19 protein-coding genes and 1 pseudogene are annotated in these 20,321 nt (G+C 66.4%); 8 read left to right on the top strand and 12 right to left on the bottom strand.

Annotated features, from left to right (window positions below; genetic code table 11):
• Positions 1-145 precede the first annotated feature (145 nt).
• From A9X00_RS25245 to A9X00_RS32625, 5 genes are all read left to right on the top strand, one after another.
• Positions 146-976, top strand: coding sequence for an amidohydrolase family protein (locus A9X00_RS25245; protein WP_067159782.1), 831 nt, complete (start codon positions 146-148; stop codon positions 974-976).
• A 2-nt stretch (positions 977-978) separates the two neighbouring features.
• Entirely contained in the window at positions 979-2,037 is a 1,059-nt protein-coding gene (locus A9X00_RS25240; RefSeq protein WP_067159780.1) for an acyl-CoA dehydrogenase family protein, read from the top strand.
• 17 nt (positions 2,038-2,054) lie between these two features.
• Entirely contained in the window at positions 2,055-3,248 is a 1,194-nt protein-coding gene (locus A9X00_RS25235) for an acyl-CoA dehydrogenase family protein (protein WP_067159777.1), read from the top strand.
• Between the two features lie 87 nt (positions 3,249-3,335).
• The gene (locus A9X00_RS25230) at positions 3,336-3,632 is read left to right on the top strand and encodes a hypothetical protein (RefSeq protein ID WP_067159774.1); all 297 of its coding nucleotides are present in this window, start codon (positions 3,336-3,338) and stop codon (positions 3,630-3,632) included.
• Between the two features lie 176 nt (positions 3,633-3,808).
• A complete protein-coding gene (locus A9X00_RS32625) occupies positions 3,809-6,571 on the top strand; it encodes a LuxR family transcriptional regulator (protein WP_067159771.1) in 2,763 nt (920 codons plus the stop codon).
• Between the two features lie 135 nt (positions 6,572-6,706).
• Here A9X00_RS32625 and A9X00_RS25220 read toward each other — a convergent pair whose 3' ends face one another.
• From A9X00_RS25220 to A9X00_RS32395, 4 genes and pseudogenes are all read right to left on the bottom strand, one after another.
• Positions 6,707-8,347, bottom strand: a complete 1,641-nt coding sequence (locus A9X00_RS25220) for a cation acetate symporter (RefSeq protein WP_067159768.1) — start codon at positions 8,345-8,347, stop codon at positions 6,707-6,709.
• Positions 8,344-8,628, bottom strand: coding sequence for a DUF485 domain-containing protein (locus A9X00_RS25215; RefSeq protein WP_369830793.1), 285 nt, complete (start codon positions 8,626-8,628; stop codon positions 8,344-8,346). Before A9X00_RS25215 ends, A9X00_RS25220 begins: the two co-directional genes overlap by 4 nt.
• Positions 8,629-8,843: 215 nt before the next feature.
• On the bottom strand, positions 8,844-9,194 hold the full coding sequence (locus A9X00_RS32400) for an NAD(P)H-binding protein (RefSeq protein ID WP_255363110.1): 351 nt from the start codon (positions 9,192-9,194) through the stop codon (positions 8,844-8,846).
• A 107-nt stretch (positions 9,195-9,301) separates the two neighbouring features.
• Positions 9,302-9,556 (bottom strand): annotated as a pseudogene (locus tag A9X00_RS32395) (NAD(P)H-binding protein); the annotation flags it as partial.
• Between the two features lie 126 nt (positions 9,557-9,682).
• On the opposite strand from A9X00_RS32395, the gene A9X00_RS25205 reads away from it, so the two are divergent.
• Positions 9,683-10,282, top strand: coding sequence for a class I SAM-dependent methyltransferase (locus tag A9X00_RS25205; protein ID WP_067159762.1), 600 nt, complete (start codon positions 9,683-9,685; stop codon positions 10,280-10,282).
• Positions 10,283-10,313: 31 nt separating this feature from the next.
• Here A9X00_RS25205 and A9X00_RS25200 read toward each other — a convergent pair whose 3' ends face one another.
• The 4 genes from A9X00_RS25200 to A9X00_RS25185 are packed head-to-tail and all read right to left on the bottom strand — an operon-like array spanning position 10,314 to position 14,736.
• Positions 10,314-11,462, bottom strand: a complete 1,149-nt coding sequence (locus tag A9X00_RS25200; RefSeq protein WP_067159759.1) for a thiolase family protein — start codon at positions 11,460-11,462, stop codon at positions 10,314-10,316.
• A gap of 25 nt (positions 11,463-11,487) precedes the next feature.
• On the bottom strand, positions 11,488-12,294 hold the full coding sequence (locus tag A9X00_RS25195; RefSeq protein ID WP_067159757.1) for a thioesterase family protein: 807 nt from the start codon (positions 12,292-12,294) through the stop codon (positions 11,488-11,490).
• The gene (locus A9X00_RS25190) at positions 12,291-13,505 is read right to left on the bottom strand and encodes a CaiB/BaiF CoA-transferase family protein (RefSeq protein WP_067159754.1); all 1,215 of its coding nucleotides are present in this window, start codon (positions 13,503-13,505) and stop codon (positions 12,291-12,293) included. Before A9X00_RS25190 ends, A9X00_RS25195 begins: the two co-directional genes overlap by 4 nt.
• Before the next feature lie 22 nt (positions 13,506-13,527).
• Positions 13,528-14,736 carry a cytochrome P450 gene (locus A9X00_RS25185; RefSeq protein WP_067159751.1) on the bottom strand — a complete coding sequence of 403 codons (1,209 nt, stop codon included), beginning with the start codon at positions 14,734-14,736 and terminating at the stop codon, positions 13,528-13,530.
• Between the two features lie 244 nt (positions 14,737-14,980).
• Between A9X00_RS25185 and A9X00_RS25180 the strand changes: the two genes are divergently transcribed.
• Positions 14,981-15,811, top strand: coding sequence for an SMP-30/gluconolactonase/LRE family protein (locus A9X00_RS25180; RefSeq protein WP_067159748.1), 831 nt, complete (start codon positions 14,981-14,983; stop codon positions 15,809-15,811).
• 3 nt (positions 15,812-15,814) lie between these two features.
• On the opposite strand, the gene A9X00_RS25175 is transcribed toward A9X00_RS25180, so the two are convergent.
• From A9X00_RS25175 to A9X00_RS25160, 4 genes are all read right to left on the bottom strand, one after another.
• The gene (locus A9X00_RS25175; protein WP_067159745.1) at positions 15,815-17,467 is read right to left on the bottom strand and encodes an acyl-CoA synthetase; all 1,653 of its coding nucleotides are present in this window, start codon (positions 17,465-17,467) and stop codon (positions 15,815-15,817) included.
• Positions 17,468-17,552: 85 nt separating this feature from the next.
• Positions 17,553-18,167, bottom strand: a complete 615-nt coding sequence (locus tag A9X00_RS25170; RefSeq protein ID WP_067159742.1) for a PaaI family thioesterase — start codon at positions 18,165-18,167, stop codon at positions 17,553-17,555.
• Positions 18,164-18,781: a cysteine hydrolase gene (locus tag A9X00_RS25165; RefSeq protein ID WP_067159739.1), complete on the bottom strand. Its 618-nt coding sequence runs from the start codon at positions 18,779-18,781 to the stop codon at positions 18,164-18,166. Before A9X00_RS25165 ends, A9X00_RS25170 begins: the two co-directional genes overlap by 4 nt.
• Entirely contained in the window at positions 18,778-19,770 is a 993-nt protein-coding gene (locus A9X00_RS25160) for a Rieske 2Fe-2S domain-containing protein (RefSeq protein WP_067159736.1), read from the bottom strand. Before A9X00_RS25160 ends, A9X00_RS25165 begins: the two co-directional genes overlap by 4 nt.
• Before the next feature lie 83 nt (positions 19,771-19,853).
• Between A9X00_RS25160 and A9X00_RS25155 the strand changes: the two genes are divergently transcribed.
• Positions 19,854-20,300, top strand: a complete 447-nt coding sequence (locus A9X00_RS25155) for a nuclear transport factor 2 family protein (RefSeq protein WP_067159733.1) — start codon at positions 19,854-19,856, stop codon at positions 20,298-20,300.
• The last annotated feature ends 21 nt before the right edge of the window (positions 20,301-20,321 follow it).

The raw sequence follows: 20,321 nt of genomic DNA, 5'->3' as shown, positions 1-20,321 counted from the left end.
CCGCCGAACTGTATACCTTCTGCACCGCGCAGCTGGCGCACTTCAAGGCGCCCAAGGCGTTCATCTTCGTCGAGCAGATTCAGCGCCTGGGCAACGGCAAGCCCAACTACCGGTGGGCCCGAGAGCAAGCCGAAGAGAAGGTGTCATGAACACCAAAGCGATTGACTGCCTCGTCAACGTGCACTTCGGCGAGGCCGACTCCCAGCCCACCTGGATGCTCAAGGTCCGGGACGATTACTTCAAGGGCCCGGAATCGATGTTCGCGCCCGTCGACCTGTCCGAGCTGCTCGACGAGATGGACTCCCACGGCGTGGCGCGGGCGATCCTGATGGACTCGCTGGCCAGTCCGTCCACCACCGCGCGCAAGTTCATCGAAGCCAAGCCGGACCGGTTCGCCCTGGCGATGGGCGGGGTCAACCTGTTGCGACCGGTCCGGTCGCTGCGCGAATTGACTGCCGTCGTGAGCGACCTGCCGGTGGCGTATGCGGTTGTGGGGCCCAGCTTTTGGGGCGACGGACAGTACCCGCCCAGCGACGCCGTCTACTATCCGCTCTACGCCAAATGCGCGGAGCTGGAACTCCCGCTGTGCATCAACACCGGCATCCCGGGCCCGCCGATTCCCGGAGAGGTGCAGCACCCCATGCACCTGGACCGGGTGTGCGTGCGTTTTCCCGAGCTGAAGCTGTGCATGATCCACGGCGCCGACCCGTGGTGGGACGTCGCGATCCGGTTGCTGCTCAAGTACGCCAACCTGCGCCTGATGACGTCGGCGTGGTCGCCCAAGCGGCTACCGGAATCCCTGCTGCACTACATGCGGACGCGCGGCCCGAACAAGGTGATCTACGCGTCGGACTGGCCGGTGCTGCGCATGCGCCGCGTCATACCGGAAGCCCGCGCGCTGGACCTGCCCCCCGAGGTGCTCGACAACTACCTCTACAACAACGCGCAGGAGTTTTTCTTCGGGAAGGAACGTTGATCATGGACCGCTTCGAACTGCGCAGACTCGACTACAGCCTGTCCGAGGACCACGTGGCCCTGCAGAATGCGTACAAGCAGTTCTTCAAGACCCAGTGCTCCATCGAAACGGTGCGCGCCGCGGAACCATCCGGGTTCGACAAGAACCTCTGGGAACGGCTGTGCGCCATGGGCGCGACCACGATGGCACTACCGGAGTCCTGTGGCGGCGACGGTGCGACGCTGGTCGATCTCACCCTGGTCGCCGAGGAGATCGGCCGCTCGCTGGCGCCGGTCCCGTGGATCGACCACGTATGCGCGGCGCGGCTCCTCGGGCGGCTGGGCGCGCTGAACTCCGACACCGCCGGGGTGGCCAACGGTGAACGGCTCGCGGGCCTCGACGCCCGCCTCGACGGCCCGCCGGGCGCCCGGCTGATTCCGGCGGGCTCGATCGCCGACCACATCGTCGTCCGGGAGGGCGACCAGGTGGTGCGGCTGACTTTCGGCACCCGCCCGGCCAAGGTCGACAACATCGGCCGGCTGCCGATGGCCTGGGTGGACCCGGCCGCCGCGGATACCCGCACGGTCATCGGCGAGGGACCCGACGCGGTGGCGAGTTACCAACGCGCCCTGGACGAATGGCGACTGCTGACCGCGGCGGCCTTGGTGGGCCTGGTAGAGGAGACGATGACCATCGCCGCCGAGTTCGCCAAGACGCGCTACACGCTGGGCGTGCCGATCTCGACGCTGCAGGCCATCTCGCATCCGCTCGCGAACATGGCCATCACCGTTCAGGGCGGCCGCAACCTCGCCCGCCGCGCCGCCTGGTTCCTGGACAATGAACCCGACGAGCGGCCCGACCTGGCGCCGTCGGCCTTCGTCTTCATGGCCGAGGAGGCATCTAAGGCGGCGACGATGGCGGTGCACATCCAAGGCGGCCTTGGGGTTTCCTCCGAAGCTGCGGCCACGGCGTATCTGGTGCGCGCCAGGGGATGGCCGCTGGCCAGCGGCGATCCCGGCGCCACCGCCCTGCGCGTTGCCGAGATCGTCGCGGCCCGCGAGAGCACACCCCAGCCCGCTTAGGACAGGAGCGAAAAACAATGGACTTCTCCCGAGTCGAGCTGTCGCCGGAAGACCGTGCCTTCCTCGAGGAGACGCGAAACTTCCTGAGCACCCACATGACCGAGGAGGTCCGGCGCCGCGACCGCGAAACGGGCGACAACTTCGACGAGGGCCTGCACCTGAAGTTAGGCGCCGCAGGCTATTTGGCGGCCGAGTGGAAGTCGGAATCCGAGGGCGGGTTCAGCCGGGTCCGGCGCCGCATCTGGGAGCAGGAGAAGCGGCGGGCCCACGTGCCCTGGGTGACGTGGGGGACCACCGCGATGGTGGCGCGTTCGGTGGCGAAGTTCGGAACACCGGAGGTGCGTGACGAGGTGCTGCCCAAGGTGTTCAGCGGCGAGGTCCGACTCTGCCTGGGCTACACCGAGCCCGAGGGGGGCTCGGACGTCGCCACCTGCAAGACCCGCGCCATTCGCGACGGAGACGCGTGGATTATCAACGGCTCCAAGATGTTCACCACCGGCGCGCACAACTGCCAGTACGTGTTCCTGATCACCAACACCGCCCCCGACGCGCCGAAACACAAGAGCCTCACCATGTTTCTGGTTCCGCTGGATTCGCCGGGCATCGAAATCCAGGGCCTTCGCACCGTGGACGGTGACCGGACCAACATCGTCTACTACAGCGATGTTCGCGTCGATGACAAGTATCGGCTGGGCGACGTGAACGCGGGGTGGACCGTGCTGCGCGAGCCCCTCAACGTCGAGCACGGTGCCGTCGCGGCGGCGCCCGATGGGCTGCAGGACACCTCGATCATGATGCACCAGGCCGGATCCCTGGCCGAGGCGGTCGACAATGCCGCCGCGCGCGTGACCCGGCCGGGCCCGGACGGGCGCCGGCTGATCGACGACAAGTCGGTCGCGTACCGGCTGGGCCGCAGCGCGGCCCGGTTGGAGGTCGCGCTGTCGTCGCCGAGCATCTACGGCCGGGTCGCCATCGCCCAAACCATGCGCGACATCTCCCCGGATCTGATGGACATCCTCGGGGCCGCGTCGACGCTGCCGTATGGCACCGACGGCGCCGCCGACGATGGCACCGCCGAGTACGCCTTCCGGTTCGCCCCGCTGGTGGGCATCTACGGCGGCACGCTCGAGGTGTTCCGGAACATGATCGGCCAGTACACGCTCGGGCTGGGCAAGCCGAACTACTCACCGCCGGTCAAGAAAACGTCCTGATTGCCCGAGGGCCGTGAGGGTTCACGCCCCAAAAATGTAGGGATAGCCCTGATGCCAACGGTGGTGCGGAGCCGTAATGTGCGGCCGATGGGAAGCGGTGAGTCGGACCTGGGGCGATTCCTCGTCGAGTGGTACGGGCCTACGGCCGGCGCAGGTCCCGTCGGCGAGACGGCCGGGCGCCTGAACGACGGCGCGGCAACCCTCTCGGCCCGCGGTGCCCGGATTCGGCTGCTCGCGGCGTTGGCCATACCGGACGACGACTACGCCTTCGGCGTCTTCGCGGCCGAATCGGCAGACACGGTCACGCAACTATGCGCCGACGCAGGTGCGCCACCCGATCGGGTCAGCCCAGCCTTCGGATGGCTGCGTACGCCCGACGGCTAACCCCGTTTTTTTCGTTGCGGGGGCCGGTTGTCGGCCTTTAGGCTTGCTATTTGCTGGAAACCGCCTTAGCGAATGCGGGAATCGTCAATGTCCTCCCTCGTCCGAGGGTGGCGGACAGCGGGCGGCCTGCGCAGGTCCCGCCGGGCAGCTTATGGGCGCGCTGCTAAGGATTGACCTTGCCTATCAATGTTGTTGGCCGCTCGACCGAAGCCGAGGAGGTTGTCGACTTCCTCGATGCCGTGCTCGGCGAGCCGTCGGCGTTGGTGGTCGAAGGCGAGCCGGGCATCGGAAAGACCACGCTCTGGCTGTCTGCCCTCGAGCAGGCGCGCGAGCGGGGATTTCGGGTGCTTTCGGCCCGACCGTCGGCGGCCGAATCGGTGCTTGCGTACACCGGCCTGGCCGACCTGCTGTCAGCGGTCGATGCGGCTGCATTGACGGAACTCCCGGCTCCGCAGCGGGTTGCCATGGACCGCATTCTGTTGCTGACCGAGCCCGATAACACGCCGACTGATCTGCGGGCGGTGTGCGCAGCGTTTCTTTCGGTGCTGGAGGTATTGGCCGAGGACACACCGGTGCTGTTGGCGATCGACGATCTGCAGTGGCTCGACGCGTCCAGCGGCCAAGTTGTGGCGTTCGCCATCCGTCGCATCGTGGGTTCGGTGGGCATTTTGGTTGCCGTCCGCGATGATCCCGAAAGCCTGCGCGCAGTGGAGTTGTTGCGGTTGGGCGCACCCGACCGCTTCCGCCGGATCACCATCGGACCTTTGAGCGTTGGCGCTCTGCACACTGTGATTTCGGACCGGTTGAAGCGCTCGCTTTCACGGCCCGTGATGATGCGGATCCACGAGATATCCGGCGGAAATCCGTTGTATGCCATCGAGTTGGCGCGAGCGCTCGACGGTCGGGCGGCGAGTGTTGATGTGGGGTTGCCCAACACACTGGCCGGGCTGGTGCATGCTCGGGTGGGTGATCTGGCGCCGCAGCCCCGCGACATGTTGCTTGCCGCGGCGTGTTTGGCTACGCCCACCGTCGAACTCGTCGCGCGTGCTACCGGTGTGGATGTCGAGCGTGTTGTGGAGGCTCTCGCCGATGCGGAGAACAACGGTGTGGTCACTATCGCGGGCAACCGGCTGGGATTTACGCACCCGTTGCTGGCGGCCGGCGTGTATACCGATGCCACGACCGCGAAGCGACGCTGGATGCACCGCCGGCTGGCTGATCTGGTTGATCAGCCCGAGCTCAAAGCGCGACACTTGGCGCTGGGTGTGACCGACGCGGATGGCGAAGTACTGCAATCTCTGGATGCGGCGGCGGGGATGGCGATGGTTCGGGGTGCCCCGTCCGCGGCGGCGGAGCTTCTGGAACTGGCCATCGGGCTCGGCGGCGACACAGCGCAACGGCGAATCATGTTGGGCGGCTTCTTGTTCAACAGCGGCGACGGCGCCCGAGCCGCGGATGTCCTCGATGAGGTCCTCGCCGGGCCAGCGCCCGCACGGCTGCGCGCCCAGGCGCTGAACCTGCTCGCCGTAATGCATCAGCTTGAGGACAACCCCCCACAGGGCGCTGACTATCTCGAGCGCGCCCTGCGCGACGCCGGCGACGACGTGGAATTGCGGGTGCAGATTTTGGTTTCTCTGGCTTGGATCCAGGTCCACATCGGCCGGTTCGCCGCTTCAGCGCAGAGCATCGACGCCGCCGTAGCCGATGCGGAGCGACTTGGGCGACCACAATTGCTCGCCCAGGCATTGGGTACGTGGGTCGTGGTGCATGTATTGGTCGGTGACGGCTTGGACGACCGAAAGCTCGGTCGGGCATTGGAGTTTGAAGAACACCGCACGTCGGTGTCGGTGATGTTCCGCCCGACGGTGCATAACGCCATGGCGTTGGCGTGGACGGGAGAACTCGATGCGGCTCACGAACAATTTCTTGCGATCAGGCAGAGCTGCATTGAGCGCGGCGAAGAGAGTGAGCTGGTCTTCGTCTCGTACCACGGAGTCCTGAACGAGATCTGGCGCGGCGATTTTGTCCAGGCGTCGTTGATCGCCGAGGACACCGTGGAGCGGGCAAGGCTATTGAAGGGTCCGCTGCCGCTGGGCGCGGCACTCACCATTCGGGCCCTGGTTGCAGCCTATGCCGGCCGCGCGGACGACGTGCGCCGCGACTTCCGTGAGGCGATCGGTCCCATCTCGCGTAGCGGGTCTCAGCTCTTGAAGGCCTGGACTATCGCGGCTGGTGGGTTCCTCGAGGTTTCACTGGGAAACTACCGCGGCGCACTGGGTGAATTTGAACCCGTCCTCGACCAGATTAGGGCGGAGCCCACGGCGACGGAGATATTCGTGGCAGGGTGTGTGCCGGACGCGGCAGAGGCCTTGATTCAGTTGGGTCGGCTCACCGACGCGGAGGGGCTGGTGGACCTGCTGGAGGATAACGGCCGTCGGTTGGACCGTCCATGGATGCTGGCGGTGGGTGGTCGGTGTCGCGCCATGCTGCTTGCCGCCGACGGCGACGTGCGCGCCGCGACTGTTGTTGCGCAACAGGCGATGGCAGAGCATCACCGGCTGCCGATGCCTTTCGAGCGCGCCCGTACCCAATTGCTGTTGGGCCAGCTATACAGGCGTCAACGCCAAAGAAACGCTGCCTCGATCGTGTCGCGGGAGGCGCTGGGCACATTCGAGACGCTCAACACGCCGCTGTGGGCCGCGCGCGCCCGCACCGAACTTGCGCGGACCGACGGTGGCGCGGGCCGGGCCAAGCTGTTGACCGCCGGCGAAAGTCGGGTGGCAGAATTCGCGGCGTCGGGGATGAGCAACCGTGATGTGGCCGCCGCGCTGTTCATCAGCCCAAAGACCGTGGAGGTCAATCTCACCCGGATATACCGGAAGCTCGGCGTGCGGACCCGCGGCGAATTGATGCGCCGCATAGACGAGCTCGGGATGTGATCAGCTGTCGCTTGGCGAACCCGTTCTTTTATCAACAGCCAGCACCCGACTGATTCAAACGAACCGTATGGCAATGACCGCGCGATCGCCGAGCGTGAAACTGCTGCGATCCGCATCGGCGTGTCGTCGCAGCAGTTACACGTTCGGTGAAAGCACGGCCTTCTCAGCGCCGATGCCGGTAAGCGAGCGGACCTCCATCTCGGCGTTGCGCTCCGGGTCGCCGCGGTCGGACGACGACAGCGTGCCGACGATGCCGAGGACGAATGCCAGCGGGATCGACACGATGCCGGGGTTGGCGAGCGGGAACCAGGCGAAGTCGGCGCCGGGGAGCATCGCGGTCTTCGCGCCCGACACCGCGGGCGAGAAGATGATCAACACGATGGTCGAGATCAGCCCGCCGTACATGCTCCACAGCGCGCCGCGGGTGTTAAACCGCTGCCAATAAAGCGAATACAGGATCGTCGGCAGGTTGGCCGAGGCCGCGACCGCGAACGCGAGGGCCACCAGGAAAGCGACGTTCTGGCCGTTGGCCAGGATGCCGAGCGCGATGCCGAAGATGCCGAGCACCACGGCGGTGATGCGCGAGACCCGGACCTGTTCGCTCTCGGTGACCTTGTGGCGCTTGATCAGGCTGGCGTAGATGTCGTGGGCGAACGAGGTCGACGCGGTGATCGTCAGACCCGCGACCACGGCGAGGATCGTCGCGAACGCCACCGCGGAGATGACGCCGAGCAGGATCACGCCGCCGAGATGGAACGCCAGCAACGGCGCCGCCGAGTTCTGCCCGCCGGCGGCCTTGAGGATCCGGTCGGGGCCGACAATGGCGGCCGCGCCGTAGCCCAGCGCCAGCGTGAACAGATAGAAGGCGCCGATCAGGCCGATCGCCCAGACCACCGACCGGCGCGCCTCTTTCGCGGTCGGCACCGTGTAAAAGCGCATCAGCACGTGGGGCAGGCCGGCAGTACCCAGCACCAGCGCAAGGCCCAGCGACAGCAGGTTGATTTTCGACGTCGTCGACCCGCCGTACTGCGCGCCGGGGGCCAACACGTTGCGGCTGGAAACACCCTTGGTGGTGGCGTGTGACACCGCCGACTGCGCCGAACCCAGGATGTCGGAGAAGTTCATGCCGAACTTCGCCAGCACCATCACCGTCATCGTCGCCGCGCCGAGGATCAACAGGACGGCCTTGATGATCTGCACCCACGTGGTGCCCTTCATCCCACCGACCAGGACATAGACGATCATCAGGACGCCGACGACCGCGATGACGATCGACTCACCCAGGCGCCCTTTGACATTCAGCAGCAGCGCAACCAGACCACCCGCGCCGGCCATCTGGGCGAGCAGGTAGAACAGGGAGACCGTCAGCGTCGAGATCGCCGCGACCAACCGCACCGGGCGCTGCCTGAGCCGGAAGCTCAGGACGTCCGCCATGGTGAATTTTCCTGTGTTGCGGATCAGTTCGGCGACCAAGAGCAGGGCCACCAACCAGGCCACCAGGAATCCGATCGAATACAGGAACCCGTCATAGCCGTAGACGGCGATCGCGCCGGCGATGCCGAGGAAGCTGGCCGCCGACAGGTAGTCGCCGGCGATGGCGATGCCGTTCTGCGGTCCCGAGAACGCCCGGTCGGCGGTGAAGAACTCGGTCGCGGTGGCGTTCCGCTGGCTGGCCCGGATCACCACGTAGAGGGTGATGAGGACGAAAACGGCGAAGATCGCGATGTTGGCGACGGGATTACCGATCGTCTGCTGTCCGGCCGCGAGCAGCGTCATGACGCCTGGCCTTCCGCACGGATGGCGGCGGCCCTCGGATCAAGCTCCCGGTCGGCGAACCGTACGTAGAGCCCGGTGATGATGAATGTTGTCAGGAATTGGCCCAGCCCGATCAGCAGTCCGGCGTTGACGTTGCCGAAGACCTTGGTAGCCATGAAGTCGTGCGCGAAGGCGCCCAACAGTACGTAGGCGGCATACCAGGCGAGGAAGATCGCCGTCATCGGGAACACGAATCGGCGCAGCCTGCGCCGAAGTTCGGCGAACTCCGGGCTCGCCTGAATGGTGACAAACTGCTCATCCGTCGCTACTGGGACGTCTTCGGATGGAAATTCGGTAGTGGACACCGCAACTCCTGACCTCGGGTTCGAGCAGGCTATTCGGCGTTAGCCTACGAGCAAACCCGATGACAACAGCAGTGCGATTTTCGCCCGGGGCTCTTATTTAACCCTGGAGTCGCCGCACGGGCACCTGACGGCAACCCGATCAACGGCGTTTGTTAAGCCGGCACTCCGCCCTGCGTCTCGCTCTTGAACGCCTCCCGTCGAACCATCTCCCACACCGTCGGCGTGTGCTCGGTCGTCGAGACGACAACGGTCTTGGATCTTGCCGTCCCGTCTTGAGCGAGCCTGACGAGGTAGTCGGCCAGGTCGACGCGAGCCGTAAAGGCGCCAACCGGATCTGTTTCTCCCGCAACATAGTTCGTCATTTTGGGCAAATCGAACAACCCCGACGGGCGCACGATCGTCCAGTCCAGGCCGCTGTCGCGCACCACCGTTTCCATCCGGCGGATGTCGTCGTAGACGGTCTTGCCGATGATGCGGGCGATGATCGGCTCGAACAGTCGCAACGCAAGCGGGGTGTGGCGGCGACCGCGCGCGGGGTAGGCGCCGGTGGACTCACCACGACAAGCCGGCCGACGCCCGAAGCGCGCATCGCGTTGACGATATTGCGGGTGCCGACGGAATACGTGTCGACGGGCTGGCGCGTGAACGGCACCCCGAGCGTCGACAGCACGGCGTCGGCGCCGGCGACGATCCCGGCGAGTTGATCGCGCCGCACGTCCGCGCCCGCGACGGTCAGCCGGGCGTCGGAGATGGGGAACTCGTCGGGCCGCCGGGTGACCGCCACGGCCATGTGACCGGCATCCAGCGCCCGACGCGTCAGCAGTCGTCCGGTCGATCCGTTGGCGCCAAAGATGACAATTTGCATGAGAACTCCTCCCGTTCGCCACTACGACGAAGCGGGCCGGCCGAAAGTTACAGGGGTCGCGTCGCAGAGCGGCGCATGCTCTTCGCAACCTATTGCAATCCGGCTTAGTTAGGGTACCCTAACTTCATGACGGACACATTGTTGGGCGCGCTGCGGCGCAAACGGCGCGAGGCGCACTCTCCCTTCCCACACCAAGCGGCCATCGCGCTGAACAACCCACTGCGCCGGGTCATGATGAACCCGGCCGGCATCATCGAGCATCTCGGCCTGACCGGAACAGAGCGCGTCCTCGAAATCGGGCCGGGCCCCGGCTTTTTCAGCGTGGAGATCGCGAAGCGACTCAGCGGGGGAAAGCTGGATCTGTTCGACATCCAGCCGGAAATGCTCGAGAAAGCCAAGCGGCAGCTCGAACGGGCCGGCTTCCATGACGTCGGCTTCACGGCCGGTGAAGCGGGTGATGGACTTCCCTTCCCGGATGGCACCTTCGACGTCGCCTTCCTGGCCGCGGTGATCGGAGAGGTGCCCGACCCGCGGGCGTGTCTGCGATCGCTGCGCAGCGTCCTGAAATCTGGTGGGCGGCTGGTCTTTCTGGAGATGTTCCCCGACCCCGACCGGCTCAGCGTCCGCGAGCTGCGCGACCTGGCCGAACCCGAGGGCTTCACCTTCGTCGGCTCGGAGGGGAACCGCTGGAAGCAGATCGTGTCCTTCCGCAGCGATCCCGCCTGAAGTTCAAGCCTGACTGGAAACGCTCAAAGCCTCAGGTCGTCAGGATGGTTGCCGCGGCGGTGCCGGGCGCGCCGTATAGCTGGGTGAACCCCACCTTGGGATCGTCGGGGACCTGACGATCGCCCGCCTCGCCGCGGAGTTGGCGGACGATTTCGTGGATCTGGCGCAATCCGGAGGCGCCGATCGGCTCGCCGTTGGCGATCAGCCCGCCATCGGTGTTGACGGGCATGGGGCCGCCGATCTCGGTGGCGCCGTCGGCCACCAGCTTCTCCTGATCGCCGTGCGCACAGAACCCGCACTCGGCCATGTGGATGATTTCGGCGCCCGCGTCGGTGTCCTGCAGCTGGATCACGTCGACGTCGGCGGGGGCCACTCCCGCTTTTTCGAACGCGGTACGCGCGGCGTACACCGTTGGCGCCATATCCTCGTCGACCGGCGCGAACGTGGTGTTGACCTCGTAGGCCCCGTAGCGGCGGGTGCGCACGTCCACTGCCCGCAGGTAGACGGGCTTGGAGGTATACCGATGGGCGATGTCGGCCCGGCACATCACCGCGGCCGCGGCGCCTTCGTCGGGGGCGCAGAACATGTATTGCGTCAGCGGGTAGTTCAGAACCGGCGATTCGAGAATGCTTTCCTCGGAGATCGGCTTGCGGCGAAACGCGTTGGGGTTCAACGCCCCGTTACGGAAATTCTTGGCGGCGACCCTTGCGAGCGTCTGCTGGGAGATGTTGTGGTCGTGCAGATACCGGTTCGCCTTCATGCCGAAGAACTGGGTCGTCAGATACTGTCCGTTCTCGGCGTACCACCTCGGCATGCCCACCAGCGCCGGATCTTCGGTGAACGCCCCGCGCGGGTGCTTGTCCAGGCCGATGGCGATGCCGATGTCGTAGTCGCCCAACCGGATCCCGTCGGCGCAGGCCTTGACCGCGCTGGCCGCCGTCGCGCAGGCGTTGAACACGTTGGTGAACGGAATGCCGGTCAGGCCGACCATGCCGACGATGGCGTCCGGGTTCGCCACCGTCCAGCTGCCGCCGGTGGCGAACTGGACGTCCTTCCAGTCGATGCCGGCGTCCGCGACGGCGGCGAAGATCGCGTCGACGCCCATCTGCATGGCCGACTTGCCCTCGAAGCGTCCGAAGGGGTGCAGGCCCACCCCGATGATCGCCACGTCATTCGTCATCCGAATCTCCTTGTGTCCGGCGGCCCTAGCGGCGGCGCACCAGCTGGGCCTGCTGAAGGGCGGCCACCGCCCCGTGCTCGTCGAAAAGCGTGGCAACGGAGACGCCCACTCCGTCTCGGCCGTAATGGTTTTCGGCCCGAACGCCGATCCAGTCGCCTTCCGGCACGCGGTGGATGTGCACGGTGAGATCGGTGTTGAGAAAAAGCCATTCGGCGACGCTGAGCCGGCTGCCCATGCCGTTGGCGATGTCGGCCACCGCGAACAGGCGCTGCATCGGCGTCATCGCTTCGCCCATGACGAGGTCGACGACGGGTCGGGCCCAGCACTCGCCGGGCACATCGTTGAGGATGTCGTTGAGCCAGCGCCAATCGAGGCTCTGGATGTAGGTCTGGTCCGCGTCGCCGTCAGGCCGACGGGGGCGCCCCTCGCCGACCGGACGCAGCGGGGGAGTCGGTGTGAAATACAGCTCCGCGGCGTCGCCCTCCTGAAAGCGCCACGCGACGGCGTTGGCCACTGCCCGCGGGCGTTCGTCGGGACCTGGCGCCAACGTTTGGGCGTTGAGCAACTCGATCTTGGTTCCGGGGCGCTCGACGTGCGCGCGGACCCATAGCGGCCCGTCAACCGGCACCGGCCCGAGAAGGTCGACGACGACGCGGCTCAGCCTTGTGTCGTCGCGTGCCGAGCAGCCCTCCAGGGCGCGGACCAGCAGCGCGGAGACGGGTGCCGCATTCTGCATCGTCGGCGACCACGTGCTGATGACGTGATCCGAAGCGCTGAACCTCTCACCGAGTGGATCGTGCGGATCGACCAGCTCGTAGTAGGCGTCGGTCAAGCGATGGCCCCCGCGTCCTTGAGCTCGGCGATGCGGTCCCAGTCCATGCCCAGCTCCATCAAGACGATCTCGGTGTGCTCGGAGGCTTGCGGCGCACGCGTCGTCACCAGCGGCTCGTGGTTGAACTGGACCGGGCCGCGCACGACGCGGAACGGCTTTCCGCCGCTGGCGACTTCGACCTCGGCGATCATGTCGTTGGCGAGCGCCTGCTCGTCGTTGGCCAGGTCGAGGAGGCTCTGGAACGGGGCCCACTGACCCTTCATCGTTTTGAGGTGCTGGCGCCAGTATTCAAAGGGCTTGGCGGCGAAGGCCTTCGCGATCAACTCGGCGGCGGCGTCGGCGTTCTGGATCAGCGGCAGCACCTCGGAGAAGCGGGGGTCGTCGGCGGCCTCGGGGATGCCGAGGTGCTCGAAGGTGTCCCGGATGATGCCCGTCGGGCTGATGATGCACAGGTTGATCGTGCCGCCGTCGGAGGTTTGGTAGTTGCCCATGAAGGGGTTCACCGACGGCGCAAGGGAACCCGGCATGGATGTCCGCATGACCTCGCCGGTCTCCATGCCCTGGGTCACGCTGGCGCCCGCCGCCCACCAGGCCGTGCTCAGCAATGACACGTCCATTTCGACGGCCTCGCCGGTGCGTTCGCGATGCAGCAGCGCGGCGGAGATGCCGCCGGCGATGAACATGCCGCCGATGGAGTCGCCGAACGCCGGAATGCCCTGTCCCAGCGCGCCGCCCAGCTCCTCGGGCGTCAGCGCATACCCCACGCCGCTGCGCGTCCAGAACGCCGTCCCGTCGTAGCCGCCGACGTCGCGCTCGGGTCCCTTGTCGCCGTAGGCCGAACCGCGGGCATAGATGATATTCGGGTTCACCGCGCGGATGTGCTCCACGTCGAACTTGTGCTTCTGCCGTTGTGCCGGCATGTAGTTGGTCAGGAACACGTCGGATGACTTGGCCAGTTCGTAGATCACTTCCTGGCCGCCCGGCGTCGAAACGTCGATGCCGACGCTGCGTTTGCCCCGGTTGGGATGCTCCATCAACGGGTGCCGATTCGGGTCGACCTGGATGCCGCCCATGTTGAGGAAGCCGCGCTGGGTGTCGCCGCGCGTCGGGTGTTCGACCTTGATGACGTCTGCGCCCCAGTCGGCGAGAATCGCGCCCGCCGCCGGGACGAACGTGAACTGCGCAAGCTCCAGGACCCGAAAGCCCTCCATTACCTTCACCATTTTGGGGACCCTACTTCGCGTCGAATGTCACCGGAAGGGCGGTCGGGGAACGGAAGGGCTGGCCGTGGATGTGCGGGTCGCCGTCGGTCAGCAGGGTGAGGTTGGCCAACCGGTCCAGCAGGCAGCCGACCGCAACCCGGGTTTCCAGCCGCGCCAGGTGCAGGCCCAGGCAGGTGTGCTCACCGGCGGCGAAGGAGATGTGCGGCGCGTGCTTGCGGAAGATGTCGAACTGCTCGGATCGTTCCCAACGTCGCTCGTCGCGATTCGCCGAACCCATGCACACGCCGATCACCGCGCGCGCCGGAATCTCGACGCCCTCGAGCACGGTGTCCTCCGTCGTGAACCGCTGCACCGTGGTGAGCGGCGTCTCGTAGCGCAGCCCCTCCTCGATTGCCTGTGGCAGCAGCTCGCGGTCAGCTTGCACCGCGGCGAACTGATCCGGATGGGCCAGCAGCAGATACAGGAGATTGCCCGACGACCGGTACGTGGTCTCCAGCCCGGCGGGCAGCAGCAGGCGCAGGAAGGAGTAAATCGCTTCGTCACTGAGCTTTTCGCCGTCGATCTCGGCGGTGACAAGGTCGCCGATGATGTCCTCGGTCGGCTTTGACTTGCGCCGCTCGATCTGCTCGACGAAGTAATCCTTCAGCGCCGCCGACGCCTCGAACGCGCGCTCGTAGTTGACGTGGTAGCTGATCAGCGCGACGGCGTGCTTGCGAAACATCGGCAGGTCCTCGGCCGGCAAGCCGAGCAGTTGGGCGATGACGCGGGTGGGAAACTCGAAGGTGAATTGCCGGACCAGGTCGGCTTCGCCGGTTTCGATGAACTCGTCGATCAACGCGTTGCAGATCGGCCGCACGATGGTGGGCTCCCACCGGGCAAGGGCTTTGGACTTGAACGCCGCGGACACCAGGTTGCGGTGCTCCCGGTGCTTCTTTCCCTCCATCGCCAGGATGGTCGGCCCCATGAAGAGGCCGATCGTCTTGTCGTACGGCGCCGAGCTGAACACCCGCCCGTCGCGGAACACCGTGTTCACCGCGTCGAACGACACCGCGGAATATTCGCGCTTGGGCCGCAGCGACTCGGGCGTCTTGGAGTAGTCCATGACCGTCCCGCGGAACACGCCGGCCTGCCGTCGCCTGTGCGCGAAGAACGGGTAGGGGTCACGCAGGCTGACGGTCTCCGGGCCGGTTTGGGAACCCGTCTGAACGTTGGTCGTCACCTAGATCTCCAGCATCTTCGGCAGGAACAGGCTGTCCTCGCGTAAGATCGTACTGTAATTATTACAGTAGGCAATATGGGCACGGTTTCTCGTTCCACGCCCATATATGCGAACAGCGCGACTATCCCTCGGCGATGAGGACGCGCTTGACGACACCGGTGGACGTCGCCCGTCGAAATCCATGGCGGCACCGTCGACGTCTTCCGTAACATGGTTCCTCAGCGCTTCCGAAGAAGGTGACCTGATGACGATCGAATTGATCGCTGACGGTCTGGGATTCACGGAAGGGCCCACGAATCTGCCCGACGGCAGGGTCGCGGTGGCCTCGGTCAGCCACGGCTGCGTGTACATCGTGGACCCGGGTGGGGGCCCACCGGAAAGGATCGACACCGGCGGCGGGCCCAACGGCCTGTGCAGCGGATCCGACGGGGCGATCTATGTCGCCCAGAACGGCGGCAATTTCGGTTCCGACGAGGCGGCCCAGCCCGGGGTGCAGATCATCCGCGACGGACGGGTCGACTACCTCACCGAAGGCATGGACGCGCCGAACGATCTCATGTTCGGGCCCGACGGAAAACTTTGGGTCACCGACACCCGCGCCGAAATGGAACTCTTCAACCCCGACGAAAGCAAGCGCGGATGGGTGTGGGCCGTCGATCCCGTCACCGGCGAAAAGGAGTTGATCCTCGAATCCGGTCCGGTCTGGATCAACGGCCTTGGCTTCAGCCCCGATTCGACGCGGCTGCTGGTAACCGCCACGTCCCCCGCGAAACTCGTGCGCTATCCGATTGAGAACGCGGGCTCGCTCGATTCTCACGCCGGCGAGGTGGTGCGCACCTTCCAGCGGGCATGGCCGGCGGGGATGGCGATTCGGGCCGACGGGGCGTCCTGGCTGGCGCTGACCGGCGCGGACCGCCTCGACCTCGTCGCCGAGACGGGAGAAATCCTGGACGCGGTGGTGTTGCGCGATGGGGCGCTCCCGACGAACGTGTGCCTGGGCGCGGACTCCGCGGACGAATTGCTCGTCACCGCCTCGTATCAGCAGGCGCTGTTGAGGATTCGGCTGCCGGCTTAGCCTTCAGCCGTTCTCCGCCTGCTCGCGCGCCCACCGGTAGTCGGCCTTGCCCGACGGGCTGCGCTCGATCACCGGTCGGAACACGATCGCCTTGGGAAGCTTGTAGCGGGCCAGCGACTCGCCGGCGTGCTTGATCAGCTCGTCGGAGTCGGCGCTCGCGCCCTCCGCCAGGGCGACGACCGCGACGACCTCCTGTCCCCATCGCTCGCTCGGCCGCCCGGCGACCACGACGTCGGCCACCGCCGGATGCGACGCGAGCGCGGTCTCCACCTCCTCGACGAAGATCTTCTCGCCGCCGGAGTTGACCGTCACCGAGTCGCGGCCCAGCAGTTCGATCGCGCCGTCGGCGCGGTGCCGCGCGCGGTCGCCGGGAACCGCGTACCGCACCCCGTCGATCACCGGAAATGTCTTGGCGGTCTTGGCCGCATCGCCCTTGTACCCGAGCGGAACGTAGCCGCGTTGCGCGAGCCAGCCCATACCGTCGTGACTGGGCGGCAGGATCGAGGTCAGGTCTTCGGCCGCGACGAAGGTGTCGGGTCCGGCGTTGAAGGTGCCGGTCGACACCGCCCCCGACATCGACATGTGGTGCATCTGCGCACCGGTCTCCGACGAGCCGACGCCATCGATGACCAGGGCGTTGGGCAGCGCCTCGATGAGGCGTTGCTTGACGTACGGGGTCAGCAGGGCGCCGCCGTTGGCTACCACGGCCAACGACGACACGTCGGCGATGCCCTTCTCGATGGCGGCAACCAAGGGCCGCGCCATCGCGTCACCGACGACCGTCACCGTCATCACCCGCTCGCGCTCGATGGTGCGGACGACGTCCTCGGCGTCGAAATGATCCACGACGGAAGGGAAGACGACGGTCTGCCCGGTGGTGATCGCCGTCATAACGCTCCACTGGGCGGCACCGTGGATCAGCGGTGGCAAGATCATCAACTTGGTGCCGGGGCCCGCGGCGGCGCCGGTGACGATCTCGTCGACCGAGCCGAAAGGCTCGCCCGTCACCAGGTTTCGTCCCCCGAAGGACGTCATGAAGATGTCGTGCTGGCGCCACAGCACCCCCTTCGGCATCCCCGTCGTCCCACCGGTGTACAGGACGTAAAGGTCGTCGGGGGAGTGCTGCAGCGGCGGAGGTTCGGGCAAACTGGACGCCAGGACGGTCTCGTAATCGACCGCGCCGTAGATCAAGTCGTTGCCCGAGTCGTCGGCGATCTGAATCAGCACCCGCAGCTGCGGCAGGTCGGGCAGGATCTCGGCGACCCGCGGCGCGAACGCGGCATGGTAGATCAGGGCGGTCGCGCCGGCGTCCTTCAGCAGGTACTGCAGCTCGCTCTTGACGTAGCGGTAATTGACGTTGAACGGGGCGACCCTGGCCTGAAAACTGCCCAGCAAGGCCTCGACGAATTCGTTGCCGTTGTAGGCGTACAGGCCCAGCAGGTCCTGACCCACCTCGTGGCCGGCGAGCGCGGAGCGCTCGGTGTGACACCCCAGGCCGCGCGAGCGCAGGTATGTTGCGAGCCGGTTCGCCCGCTCGAGGAGCTGCGCGTAGCTGTAACGCCGTTCACCCCGGATCACCAGGTCGCGGTCGGGGATGGCCGCGGCGACGGCGGTCGCTACCGCGGGAACGGTGAATTGTGTTGCGGTGTCCACTATTTCCTTTCCGCCGAGCAGACGCGGAATCGCACCACCGAGATTCGCTCAGTGCGATTCTGCGTCTGCTCGCCCGACTGTGTTGCTCTCACGGCTGGTGGGGTAGCAGGCGAACCATCAGGCCGTTGGCTTCGCTGAGCAGTGTGCCGTCGGCAGCCGTCATGCTAGCGGCAACGAAGAATTTCCTGCCGTCGACACTCGAGATCCGGCCCTGGGCGGTCAAGGGCTCGTCGATAGGCGTGATGCTGCGGTAGTCGACGTGCAGGTAGGCCGTTCGGGTCGGTGGGACGCCGGCGGTCGAGACGATCATCCCGAACAGCCAGTCGTAAAGCAGGGGGATCATGCCGCCGTGCACGGCGTTGTTCCCGCCCACGTGGGAGCGGGTGAAGTGCCCGTGCATGACGACGCCGTCCGGTCCGGATTCGGTGACCAGCCATGGCGGCAGTAGCGGGTGTCCCAGCCCGGGCAACTCGATGACCCGCCCGCCCGGCGACACACCCTCCGGAACCTGGTGCCCATCCAGGAGAGCGCAGGCGCTTTCGACGTGTTCGGCCGCGCGGCCCCACATCGAACTGTCGGTGGAGACGGTCAGGTCCTGCAGGCGGCGCAGGGCGGCGACGAACCGCCCCAGCCCCGGAGGCGCGTGCTCGGCCGGCTCGATCTGGGCGAATCCGCCGCGAACACCCGGCGCGGTGTCGGTCACGGCTTGTCCCACGCTTGCAGCAGGTCGTCCGTCGTGGTGATGGTCGCGAGCAGCGACAGCGTGTTGGCGATGATGGCCTCACCGTACTCGGTGGGCACGCCGGCCACGGCGTCCTTCGGCACGACGACGCGGTAGGCGGCGTTGACCGCGTCCATCACAACGTTGGGGATCGCGATGTTCAGCGAGACGCCCACCACGACGATGGTGGACACGCCGAGGTTGCGCAGCACCGCGTCGAGGTCGGTTCCGCCCATCGGCCCGACGCCATGCCAGCGGCTCAGGACTAAATCCGTTGGCTCGGGCCCTAATTCGGGTAAAAGCGCGGCTCCTGGAGTACCGGGAGTTATATCGACGTTTCCACCCCCGGCGGCGAAGATCCTGGCGTTGTGGTTGGAGCCGAGCCCGTCGGGGCGTCGCTGCACCAGGCAGTGCACCACGCGTACCCCGGCCGCCCGCGCGGCCGGCAACAGCCGCACGATGTTCGGCAGGGCGACGCGGCGCGCCTCCTCGGCCAGCACCGCCAGCCCGGCGTTCGGACCGATCACCGCGCCCTGGCACTCCTGTGTGACGATCGCGGTGTGCCCGGGCGTCACGAGGTCGGTGAGGGCCGTCATGCCGGCACTTCATAGAACTGCGTGGCCCACTTGCGCAGCGCCATATACCCTTTCGCGTCCACCTTGGACAGCGGCGGGTGCTCCACGTACCTCTGGTAGCGCCAGATTTGGAGGTCGTCGAAAACGGTGGACAGGAACTGCCGTTCGATCACCTCGCGCAGCCTGCCCCCCGGCACGTCGGACTCGTCGCCCGGGATCCGCGGCCACCAGATCGAGTAGAAGAGGTCCGAGCACTCGTCGTCGACCGGTGTGCAGGTGAAGATCAGCCTATGATTCTGCGCGCCCTCGAAGACGCTGATCGCGCCGCCCAGGCCGAACAGGTGGCTGTGGAAGCGCAACGCGAGATCGTCGGGGTTGTCGCTGTTGGCGTTCGGCCAGCCGGCGACGAATTGCCACTCCTGCTCGACGATCTTCCAGTCCAGCACCCGTGGCGTCACGGTGGCGTGGTGCACGTATTCGAAGTGCGCGCTGTCGGGTGCGTTCTCGGCGACGATCTGAGGGTGCACCGGTTCGCGCTCGGCGCGCCGGGAGAACTCCGGATAGGCCCGGTAATAGGCGTTTGGATCGGTCTCGAACTGCGGGAACTTTCTGAAGATGTCCGGCATCTCCCACTGCGGCTCCTTGCCGTCCGGCTGATGCCAGATGAACACGCAGTCGTACTGCTCGCGCACCGGAAACACCCGAAGCCGTAGCGCGCGGTTGGGCCGGTCCGGCTGATAGGGGATGTAGCGGTTGGTGCCGTCCGGACCCCAGCGCCAACCGTGGAAAGGGCACTCGACGCAGTCGCCGACCACCTTGCCGCCGTGGCCGATGTGGGCGCCGAGGTGCTTGCAGTGGGCTTCCAGGACGTGCAACTCGCCTTGCTCGTCGCGGTAGGCCACCAGGTCCTCGCCGAAATAATGCAGCGGCCGCACCTCGCCGACCGGGAATTCGGGTGACCACCCGACCATGAACCACCCGGTTACCTTCCAGGTGAAAGGCACTTTCACGCCGGCGCCTCCCGCGATCGTTGATACTAAGTCCGTTACAGTATAGATTTCAGCAGTTCGGCCGGTAAGCCACAAGGAGAGCGATGACGCAGGCGGCTGACGAGCTGGAAGCGATCCGGCAGCTCAAGGCCCGCTACTGCCGGTTCCTGGACACCAAAGATGTCGAGTCTTGGCGCGCGGTGTTCACCCCCGACCTGGTGGTCACCCTCGATATGGCGGTGTCGTCCGGCGGCGCCGATCCCAAGACGGCGCCGCCGCTGGAAGGCGTGGACAGTTTCGTTCCTATGGTGATGGGTGGGCTGGAGAACCTCGCCACCATGCACCACTGCCACACCCCGGAGCTCACCCTGACCTCGGCCACCACCGCGACCGGGATCTGGGCGATGGAGGACCTGCTGGTCTTCCCGGACGGCCGGGAGCTGCACGGCGCCGGTCACTACCACGAGACCTACGAGAAGCGCGACGGCGCGTGGCGGATCAAAACCCTGCATCTGACGCGGACCATACTGAGGGTCAGCGATGGCGGATGATGGGCGGCGCTAGGGCGAGGT

It is taken from the genome of Mycobacterium sp. 1245805.9, assembly GCF_001672915.1.
Taxonomy (GTDB): domain Bacteria; phylum Actinomycetota; class Actinomycetes; order Mycobacteriales; family Mycobacteriaceae; genus Mycobacterium.
The sequence above is the reverse complement of the archived record's forward strand: the minus strand, read 5'-3'. Positions and strand labels throughout refer to the sequence as shown.

Coding starts and splice junctions, on each gene's coding strand:
- A9X00_RS25245 (WP_067159782.1), top strand. CDS start 146: ATGAACACCAAAGCGATTGACTGCCTCGTCAACGTGCACTTCGGCGAG.
- A9X00_RS25240 (WP_067159780.1), top strand. CDS start 979: ATGGACCGCTTCGAACTGCGCAGACTCGACTACAGCCTGTCCGAGGAC.
- A9X00_RS25235 (WP_067159777.1), top strand. CDS start 2,055: ATGGACTTCTCCCGAGTCGAGCTGTCGCCGGAAGACCGTGCCTTCCTC.
- A9X00_RS25230 (WP_067159774.1), top strand. CDS start 3,336: ATGGGAAGCGGTGAGTCGGACCTGGGGCGATTCCTCGTCGAGTGGTAC.
- A9X00_RS25220 (WP_067159768.1), bottom strand. CDS start 8,347: ATGACGCTGCTCGCGGCCGGACAGCAGACGATCGGTAATCCCGTCGCC.
- A9X00_RS25205 (WP_067159762.1), top strand. CDS start 9,683: ATGACGGACACATTGTTGGGCGCGCTGCGGCGCAAACGGCGCGAGGCG.
- A9X00_RS25200 (WP_067159759.1), bottom strand. CDS start 11,462: ATGACGAATGACGTGGCGATCATCGGGGTGGGCCTGCACCCCTTCGGA.
- A9X00_RS25190 (WP_067159754.1), bottom strand. CDS start 13,505: ATGGAGGGCTTTCGGGTCCTGGAGCTTGCGCAGTTCACGTTCGTCCCG.
- A9X00_RS25180 (WP_067159748.1), top strand. CDS start 14,981: ATGACGATCGAATTGATCGCTGACGGTCTGGGATTCACGGAAGGGCCC.
- A9X00_RS25165 (WP_067159739.1), bottom strand. CDS start 18,781: ATGACGGCCCTCACCGACCTCGTGACGCCCGGGCACACCGCGATCGTC.
- A9X00_RS25155 (WP_067159733.1), top strand. CDS start 19,854: ATGACGCAGGCGGCTGACGAGCTGGAAGCGATCCGGCAGCTCAAGGCC.